The organism is Pedobacter sp. 01T416_2, from assembly GCF_056398925.1.
The window spans coordinates 1-9,137 of record NZ_JBFTQI010000163.1; the positions used below are offsets into that span (position 1 = coordinate 1).

The 9,137-nt window shown below is 38.2% G+C and carries 10 protein-coding genes; 2 read left to right on the top strand and 8 right to left on the bottom strand.

The window, feature by feature from the left end:
• The coding region (locus tag AC1DPQ_RS09195; protein ID WP_477608926.1) for a metallophosphoesterase family protein at positions 1–713 on the top strand (713 nt) is incomplete at its 5' end.
• A 195-nt stretch (positions 714–908) separates the two neighbouring features.
• Here AC1DPQ_RS09195 and tsf read toward each other — a convergent pair.
• The 7 genes from tsf to pnuC form a co-directional block, all read right to left on the bottom strand.
• Positions 909–1,754 (bottom strand): translation elongation factor Ts, encoded by an 846-nt coding sequence (tsf, locus tag AC1DPQ_RS09200; protein WP_477608928.1) that lies wholly within the window; start codon positions 1,752–1,754, stop codon positions 909–911.
• Between the two features lie 129 nt (positions 1,755–1,883).
• Complete coding sequence (gene rpsB / locus AC1DPQ_RS09205; RefSeq protein ID WP_029279074.1) at positions 1,884–2,744, bottom strand: 30S ribosomal protein S2; 861 nt, start codon at positions 2,742–2,744, stop codon at positions 1,884–1,886.
• Between the two features lie 18 nt (positions 2,745–2,762).
• Complete coding sequence (gene rpsI / locus AC1DPQ_RS09210) at positions 2,763–3,149, bottom strand: 30S ribosomal protein S9 (RefSeq protein ID WP_029279076.1); 387 nt, start codon at positions 3,147–3,149, stop codon at positions 2,763–2,765.
• A 3-nt stretch (positions 3,150–3,152) separates the two neighbouring features.
• Entirely contained in the window at positions 3,153–3,596 is a 444-nt protein-coding gene (gene rplM, locus AC1DPQ_RS09215) for a 50S ribosomal protein L13 (RefSeq protein WP_010602007.1), read from the bottom strand.
• Between the two features lie 392 nt (positions 3,597–3,988).
• Positions 3,989–4,522, bottom strand: coding sequence for an ORF6N domain-containing protein (locus tag AC1DPQ_RS09220; RefSeq protein WP_477581569.1), 534 nt, complete (start codon positions 4,520–4,522; stop codon positions 3,989–3,991).
• A 43-nt stretch (positions 4,523–4,565) separates the two neighbouring features.
• Positions 4,566–5,531, bottom strand: coding sequence for an AAA family ATPase (locus AC1DPQ_RS09225; RefSeq protein ID WP_477608930.1), 966 nt, complete (start codon positions 5,529–5,531; stop codon positions 4,566–4,568).
• Positions 5,528–6,190: a nicotinamide riboside transporter PnuC gene (gene pnuC / locus AC1DPQ_RS09230; RefSeq protein WP_477582342.1), complete on the bottom strand. Its 663-nt coding sequence runs from the start codon at positions 6,188–6,190 to the stop codon at positions 5,528–5,530. Before pnuC ends, AC1DPQ_RS09225 begins: the two co-directional genes overlap by 4 nt.
• A gap of 147 nt (positions 6,191–6,337) precedes the next feature.
• On the opposite strand from pnuC, the gene AC1DPQ_RS09235 reads away from it, so the two are divergent.
• Positions 6,338–7,405: a mechanosensitive ion channel family protein gene (locus tag AC1DPQ_RS09235; protein ID WP_477608932.1), complete on the top strand. Its 1,068-nt coding sequence runs from the start codon at positions 6,338–6,340 to the stop codon at positions 7,403–7,405.
• 75 nt (positions 7,406–7,480) lie between these two features.
• Here AC1DPQ_RS09235 and AC1DPQ_RS09240 read toward each other — a convergent pair.
• Positions 7,481–9,137: helix-hairpin-helix domain-containing protein (locus AC1DPQ_RS09240; protein WP_477608934.1), on the bottom strand; the 1,657-nt coding region annotated here is incomplete at its 5' end.

Genomic DNA, 9,137 nt, shown 5'->3' on the forward strand with positions numbered 1-9,137 from the left:
AATCAATCCCTCATTTGTTGGGGCTTGTTCCGGAGAAAAATCAAGATTTTATTTTCTTTAATGGAGATATATTTGATTATCAAACCGATGAGAAACAAATTATCGAACATATGCTGCAACCCTGTGTAGATAATTTTGCAAAGCGTACACCTTTTATCTACGTAAGGGGCAATCACGAAACACGTGGTAAATTTGCACGCGAATTTCCGCAGTATTATATGCATATTGGCCATGCAGCTTTTACCTTGGGGCCTGTTCGCTTTGTAATTTTAGATACTGGTGAAGATAAAGAAGATGCGCATCCAGTATATGCCGGTATTGTAGATTTYGATGATTATAGAGTTCAACAGGCTGAATGGCTGAAAACAGAAATAAATTCAAGGGAATTTAAAAAAGCACCGTTTAGAGTTGTATTGATGCATATTCCACCACGCTTTTCGGGCGATGCACATGGGCCAAAACATTGTACTGAGCTATTTGAGCCGTTGTTGAATCAAGGTAAAGTTGATTTGGTTTTAAGTGGTCATACCCATAAGTACATGGTGCACCAGCCCGATAAAGCATTAAACCATTACCCTTTAATTATTGGTGGCGGGCCAAGGACAGGAACAAGAACAATTACCAAAATAAAAGCAGATAGAAATAAACTCGTGGCGAGCATGCTCGATGATTCTGGTAAGGAAGTGGGCGCTTATACTGCACTTAGAAAGTAGACACCTAAGTAGGTCGTCATTTCGAGCGGAGTGCAATTAGTCGAGAACCACGAAGTGCTCAGCGAAGCTAAATCTATCTTGATAGATCTCTCCATTTCACTGCGTTTCAGTCGAAATGCCGGAAATTATTGGAATATAAGGCATAAAAAAAGTCCTGATTTTCATCAGGACTTTTTTTATATTATTTATAAATGCTTATGCACCTAATTGTACACGTTTGAAAGCAGATACTGTTAAACCTTTAGAAGTGTTATCTAAATATTTACGCACATCGATAGAACTATCTTTAACAAACTCCTGGTTTAATAAAGTACTGTCTTTGTAGAATTTATTCAATTTACCAGCAGCAATTTTCTCAACCATTTCTTCTGGTTTGCCTTCTTGACGGATAACGTCTTTAGCAATCTCGATTTCACGTTCGATAGTAGCAGGGTCAACACCGTCTTTATCAACAGCAACTGGGTTCATTGCAGCAATTTGCATAGCAACATCTTTACCAGCTTCAGTAATATCTGCACCATTAGCGCCTTCAAATACCACTAAAACACCCATTTTACCATTAGAGTGGATATAAGAAACGATTTTCTCGCCAGATATATTTGCGTACTCTTGAATAACGATTTTCTCTCCGATTTTACCGGTTAGTTCAGTTATGGTTTCGGCAACTGTACGTCCATCTTCCAAAGTAATCGCTGATAATTCTTCAGTCGTAGCAGRATTGTTGGCAACTGCAGCAGCTAAAACGGCTTGAGCCAGGTTACGGAAATCCTCAACTTTAGAAACTGGCTCAGTTTCACAAGCTAAAGCAACTAATTTACCATTTGTGCCATCCGCTGAAACATTGATTGATACTAGGCCTTCAGATGTAGCATTGCCAGAACGAGCGGCAGATACTTTTTGACCTTTTTTGCGCAATAAATCAACAGCAGCTTCGAAATCGCCATTAGCTTCTAATAATGCTTTTTTGCAATCCATCATACCAGCACCAGTTTGTTGGCGTAGTTTATTTACATCAGCGGCAGTAATTTGTACTGTAGACATTTTATTTCCTTTTTTAAATTTTACAATCTTGTTATAACAATTACAGGTTACAAGTTACAAGCGCCAAGTTAAACTCATGTTAAGTCAACTTAAAACCTGAAACCAGTAACCTGCAATTAAAAAATATTACTATTCTTCTGTTTTAGTTTCTTCTGATGAAGGAGCTTCAACTTCTGCTTCAGCAGTTACCTTTTTAGTAGTTGGTCTTTTTTCACCAGCTGCTCTAGGCTCTTTTGATTCAGGTGCATCAGCTGCAACTTTCGCTGCTACTGCTTCTTTTTCAGCTTCATCATCTTTTTCGCGTTTACGCTCATCTAAACCTTCTTCAATAGCTTTGATAATTACATCAGTAATTAAAGAGATTGATTTTGTAGCATCATCATTCGCCGGGATAGGGAAATCGATGTTAGAAGGATCAGAGTTAGTATCAACCATCGCAAAAGTAGGGATGTTTAATTTTAACGCTTCAGTAACTGCGATGTGTTCTTTCTTAACATCAATTAAGAATAAAGCTGCAGGTAAACGGTTTAAATCAGCAATACCACCTAAAAGTGATTCTAATTTAATACGCTCACGTTGAATCATTAAACGCTCTTTTTTAGATAAGATCGAATAAGTGCCGTCTTTAGTCATTTTATCGATGTTAGACATCTTTTTGATTGACTTGCGAACAGTAGCAAAGTTAGTTAACATACCACCTAACCAACGCTCGGTTACGAAAGGCATGTTTACTTTTTTAGCTTGTTCAGCTACGATTCCTTTTGCTTGTTTTTTTGTTGAAACAAATAATACTTTACGTCCTGATTTTACGATTTGTTTAATCGCAGCCGCAGCTTCTTCAGTTTTRGTTAAAGTTTTATTTAAATCTATAATGTGRATWCCATTRCGCTCCATGAAAATGTAAGGMGCCATTTTTGGRTTCCATTTACGGGTAAGGTGACCAAAGTGTACACCTGCATCCAATAAGTCTTGATAAGTTGTTCTTGCCATTGTCTTTGCCTCCTGTGATTAACGTTTACTGAATTGGAATTTCTTACGAGCTTTAGCACGTCCTGGTTTCTTACGCTCAACCATACGCATATCACGCGTCATTAGTCCTTTAGCACGTAATGCAGGTTTTTTCTCCGCATCTAGTTCAACAATCGCTTTAGCAATAGCTAAACGAACAGCTTCTGCTTGTCCTTTTACTCCACCACCCTGTACATTTACAGTGATATCATAACGACCTACAAGTTCAGAAACTTCTAAACTTTGGTTTACGATATATTGCAAAGGTAAAGTTGGGAAATATACTTTGTGATCTTTACCGTTAACGGTAATTGCGCCAGCACCATCTTTTAAGTAGATACGTGCAACAGCTGTTTTTCTTCTTCCTGAAGTGTTAGTAACTGACATTTCTTAAAGTTTAATGGTTTTTGGAGATTGAGCTGCATGAGGGTGAGTTTCACCAGCATACACAAAAAGATTGGTGTATAATTTTTTACCCAATTTAGTTTTCGGTAACATACCACGTACCGCTTTCTCGATTACACGTTGAGGGTGTTTCGCCATTAACTCCTTAGGAGAAATAAAACGTTGACCACCTGGATAACCAGTATAAGAAACATATTGCTTTTCGCTGAATTTGTTTCCTGTCAATTTAACCTTGTCTGCATTGATAACAATTACGTTATCGCCGCAATCTACGTGTGGGGTGTACTCAGGCTTGTTTTTACCACGGATGATCATAGCGATCTTCGATGACAAGCGCCCCAAAATCTCGCCTTGCGCATCAACAACAATCCACTGTTTGTTAACAGTTTTCGCATTGGCCGAGACAGTTTTGTAACTTAACGTATTCACTTGCTTGTATTTAATTTATTAAACAATTTATTATTCCCATTAAATTTGGGACTGCAAAGATAGATAGAATACTTTTATTRTCAAATAGTTGATTGAAAAAAGTTTGCGGTTTTTATCTGGCGGACGTCATGCTGAATTTATTTCAGCATCTAATAAGCTGTATCTTTTTGAGGTTGTGGAAAGCAAAGCCAGAAAYTCTTTGATTGGTTTCAGCCGGGCTTTACGCTAAATCTTTTTTTGTTTTTTTTAAGCTTTAACAAATTTCTCGCCTCGGTGCTATTAATTTGTCAAAGCAAAAAACAAAAAAGGATATCGCTGCAATCCCGTTTAAAAAATCCGGGCTAGTACAAATTATTAAAGGTTATGGGTAAAGTGCACAAATATTTAATCTATTATAAATCATCAGGCATATAACCAATCCTTTTTCTCGGTCCAATTTTCTTATCGATGAGTCTATCCAAGTAGGTAAAAACTAATTCGATGTTTTTATCATGATTATTCAGCGTCTTTTTAATCTCTTCGATTTCAAGTTTGAGCTCGCCATTATCAACAATAAATTGACGGATACGGGAGAAAATCCTTACAATTTGAATATTCATCTGAATAGCTTGCCTGCTGTTTAATACACTCGAAAGCATTAGTATACCATGTTCGGTAAAAACAAACGGGAGTTTTCTTCTTCCTCCCCAACTTGAAGTCGCAATTTGCGACTTCAAGTTTAACCATTCCTCATCAGTAAGTTGAAACATGAAATCTTCGGGAAATCTATCTGGATTTCTGCCAACTTGCTCATTGAGGCGTTTAGTTTCTACACCATAAAGCTCCGCCAGATCGCTATCGAGCATCACTTTAAGACCTCTTAGCTCGTAAATTTTATTAACTACAATATTGTCAGGGATGATAGGAAGCACTTGTTTAGCTGTCATATCATTTTTGGATTTGAATTGAAGATACAAAAAAAAAGATTCTTTAAACCAAAATTGAATCAATAATCTTTTTGATCTTTTCTTCCCGCTCTCTATAATTACCACTGATCTGAATATAGTTTATTCCACGTTTTTCGAGCTCATCCTTAAACAGATTAAACATTTCCAGCCGCCTATCTCCAAAATCACGGAGATGATCAGCTACCCATTCTACACCAATATCTAATAGGAAATATAAATCATAACAGATTTCGTTTTCCAGGTCATTTAGGATCTGTGGAACTTCGTTCAGGTAATATTGCGAATAAATTTTTGTGGTAATCAGATCGGTATCGCAAAAAACAATCTTATTGGCAACGTTGGTTTTTTCTTTTACCCTTTCAGTTTGTGCTGTCCCGATTTTGATAATATCATGAATTGTGATATCGTTCGAGCTGATTAATTCGCGCGCAACTTCCGGAACGAAGGTAGTTTGATAATGCATAGCCATTTTTTCGACCATGGTCGATTTCCCAGTACTTTCTGGTCCATAGAAGCAAATCTTCTTTACAAAATATGGCCGGACTTCTTTTGGAATAAATTCCCAATGTTGAAACGGATGGTTTCTGATTAGGGTTGCTGAAACGGGGATGGATTTTCTTGGTTCGTCAAATAAGATGTGTTCTGCTTGTAAATTGAAGGCAAATGGTTCTCCATAAAACTCGGAGCTAAAAAGAATATCAATTTTTGGATATACCTCCCGCATCCTGATCGCCCAAATATTTGTCCTTTCATTTACAGACAGGTTTTCATCATCAAAATTATCAGCAATAATGGCTGGTTTGATGTTGGCTTGATCCTTAAAAATCTCTTTGATCCATTCAAAACGTAAAACCGGATCAATCTTGTCCTCAGGAGTAAAACTCATTGATACAATCAGCTCATCACATTGTGAAGCAGCGAAGTTAATCAATGCAATATGCCCATTATGAATCGGCATAAATTTGCCAATCACTAAGCCTCTTTTCATGCCGTTTTAGTATAGCTTCTATATTCTTTTATCCAATGCCACAATGCAAAAGCAGCAATAATGGTGAAGATGAAATATTCTACCCCCATAAACTTGATACCTTTTAAAAAGTATAGGTAAGTGGCTACAATATCGATAATCAGCCAGATAATCCAACATTCTACTCTTTTCTGGATCATTAGAAAAGTGGTGATTACACTCATTACAAAAATAAATGAATCGATAAAAGGATAAGCACTTGGCAGGTTGAAGAGTAGCGGAAGCCAATTGTGGAGCTGACTGGCCAGGGTACCCATCAGCAATGTGCCAACAATACCTATAGTCAGTAGGGTTAAAAATTGCCTTACAGGCATAAAACTAATTTTAAGTTCTTTGTTTTTGTCTTCTTCTTCTGGTTTTGGATTTGTCCATCGCCACCAGCCGATAATGTTGGTTATAAAAAAGAAAGCCATCAAAAACATATCGGGGTAAAGCTGGTTTTGGTAATATAAAAAGGCTGATAAAAATACATTAACAATGCCAGCGGGCCAGCTCCAAACGCTGGCTTTTGCTGAAAGAATAACTGAAATAATCCCCGTAATCACCGCGAAGAATTCCAGATAGCTCATTTTATATTCAAGAACCGTGAAAAATATACTTTTGGCATCGAAAAAATCCATCTTTTCTTTTTTGAAGATCTACAAAATGCTAATGTAAATAATTTATTTGCGGCTCTTAGTTTTCTGTTGGCAAACAATCCAAAAATATAGCTGTTATAAGAATATCCATTGGCTGATCGCCGTATTTATTAACCATAAATTTCGTTTATGCAGTATATCGACCAGAYTTTCGGTTATCCAATTCCTTTGTTTTTTAAGAATCTCATTATTGGATTAATAGCGGTATCTCTTGGTATTTTCATCAAGTTTATCATTCACAAAACTTTCATCCTGCTTTCGCGTTGGTGGGATTTTATCATTATAAAATCGACAGTAAAGCATTTGAGGAGACCTGTAGCTATTTTTATCCCCTTATTGTTCCTTAACTTCTCGTTAACGCTGATGGAGATGACGCCAACATATCGTCTCCCAATAACCAAGATATTAGAAATTGCCCTGACGATTACTTTTGCGCTTATTTTGGTGAGGACAATTAACGTTTTGGAAGATTATTTCTACCTGAAATATGATCTAAACAAAGAAAATAACCTAAAAGAACGTAAAATCAGAACGCAGTTGCAGTTTGTTCGAAAGTTTATTGTTTCGCTTATTATTTTAATTACTGCTGCTATTATTTTATTGAGTTTTGAAAGTATGCGCAAAATTGGAGCTGGGCTGCTTACCGGGGTAGGTATCGGCGGAATTATTATAGGCTTTGCAGCACAGAAGTCGCTCGGGAATTTATTGGCAGGTTTTCAGATTGCCTTTACCCAACCGATCAGGATTGATGATGTTTTGATTGTGGAAGGCGAATGGGGTAAGGTAGAGGAGATTACTTTAACCTATGTGGTGGTTAATATCTKGGATCAACGGCGGTTAATCTTACCAATTACTTATTTCATCGAAAAGCCTTTTCAAAACTGGACCCGTGTTTCCGCCGATCTACTTGGAACTGTTTTTTTATACCTGGATTATACGATCCCTATTGAACCGATGCGACAAGAATTATCCAGGCTATTGAATGCTAACCCGCTCTGGGACAAGCGAGTAAACGTGGTGCAGGTTACCGATAGTACAAAAGATGGCACCATCGAAGTCCGATTTCTGATGAGTGCTTCTAATTCTTCAAGGGCTTTCGATTTACGCTGCTATGTAAGGGAAGCTATGATCTCGTTTATTCAAAGAAATTATCCTGAAAGCTTACCGAAGAAAAGGTTGGAGTTTGAGAAACAGTAATTTATACATGTCAGTCTGAGCCTGTCGAAGACTCCTTAAATACTTCGACAGGCTCAGTATGACAATCGATGGAAATTATTTAAACATCCCTTTCAGCTTTGCTAATTTTTCCTGCAGATCGCCATCAGCGTCTTTGGGCTCATTACGTGGCTTGAAATTGGATTTACTATTATTCTGTTTAAAATCTTGTTTCGGTTTATGCTCCTTAGATTCCCGATTACGGACTTCTGACTTCGGACTGGTTTCAGTTTTCATCGATAGTGAAATTCTTTTGCGTGCTGCATCAACTTCCATTACCGTAACTTCTACCTTTTGGTGTACTTTAACCACATCATTTGGGTTAGCCACAAAGCGGTTAGCCAGCTGACTAGTGTGAACCAAACCATCCTGGTGTACGCCGATATCAACAAAGGCGCCGAAATTAGTGATGTTGGTTACAATTCCAGGGAGCTTCATGCCCACTCTTAAATCTGAAACCTCATTCACGCCATCGGTAAAGCTAAAAGCTTCAAACTGTTCACGTGGATCGCGGCCGGGTTTTGCAAGTTCTTTTAAAATATCCGTTAATGTTGGTAAGCCAATTTCTTCGGTTACATATTGCTGAGGTTTAATCTGTTTTTGCAGTTGCGTATCTTTCATTAAAGCGGAAACGGTAGTGCCAAGATCTTTCGCCATTTTATCTACTACGGCATAACGCTCAGGGTGTACACCACTGGTATCCAAAACATTTTCTGCATTGCGGATGCGCAGGAAGCCTGCTGCCTGCTCGTAGGCTTTATCGCCCAAACGAGGTACTTTTTTCAAACTTTCACGGTTTTTAAAAGCACCATGCGTATTTCTATAGTCTACAATATTTTGTGCTAAAGTTGGGCCCAAGCCAGAAACATAGGCTAAGATCTGCTTTGAGGCCGTGTTTAATTCTACACCAACAGCATTTACCGCACTGATTACCGTATCGTCCAAACTTGCCTGTAATTTATTCTGATCAACATCGTGTTGGTATTGACCAACACCGATAGATTTTGGATCTATTTTTACCAATTCGGCCAATGGATCCATTAAACGGCGACCGATTGAAACCGCTCCCCGTACGGTAATATCCTGTGTAGGGAACTCTTCTCTGGCCACTTCCGAAGCCGAATAAATCGAAGCGCCGCTTTCATTAACCATCACAATGGTGATATGCGGTAAATTTAACGCACGAACAAACGCTTCAGTTTCTCTTCCTGCGGTACCGTTACCAATGGCAATAGCTTCAACATTATGTTTTTCACAAAGCTGTTGGATAGTAAATTCGGCATTTTTCACATTACCTTGTCCGGTATGCGGATAAATGGCTGTATTCTCTAACAGTTGACCTTGTTTATCTAAACAAACCACTTTACAACCGGTACGGAAACCTGGATCGATAGCCAGTACATTTTTTTGTCCCATTGGAGCTGCCAATAACAATTGACGCGCATTTTCGGCAAAAACCCGAATGGCTTCTTCATCCGCTTTCTGTTTGGTAAATACACGAAGTTCGGTTTCCATGGCCGGTTCCAGCAAACGTTTATAGCCATCTTCTAAAGCCTGTTGAACCTGCTTTGAAGCTGCATTATTGCCTAAAATAAACTGGTTCTCTAAAATAGCAATGGCATCTTCCGCTGGCGGAAGGGCGTCTAATCTCAAAATCAGTTCCTTCTCACCACGGCGCATAGCCAGAACACGGTGTGATGCAGCTGTTTTAACC

Excerpts from the sequence above, each read along its gene's own strand:
- rpsI (WP_029279076.1), bottom strand. The coding sequence starts at position 3,149 with ATGTCAGTTACTAACACTTCAGGAAGAAGAAAAACAGCTGTTGCACGT.
- AC1DPQ_RS09225 (WP_477608930.1), bottom strand. The coding sequence starts at position 5,531 with ATGAAAAGAGGCTTAGTGATTGGCAAATTTATGCCGATTCATAATGGG.
- pnuC (WP_477582342.1), bottom strand. The coding sequence starts at position 6,190 with ATGGATTTTTTCGATGCCAAAAGTATATTTTTCACGGTTCTTGAATAT.
- AC1DPQ_RS09220 (WP_477581569.1), bottom strand. The coding sequence starts at position 4,522 with ATGACAGCTAAACAAGTGCTTCCTATCATCCCTGACAATATTGTAGTT.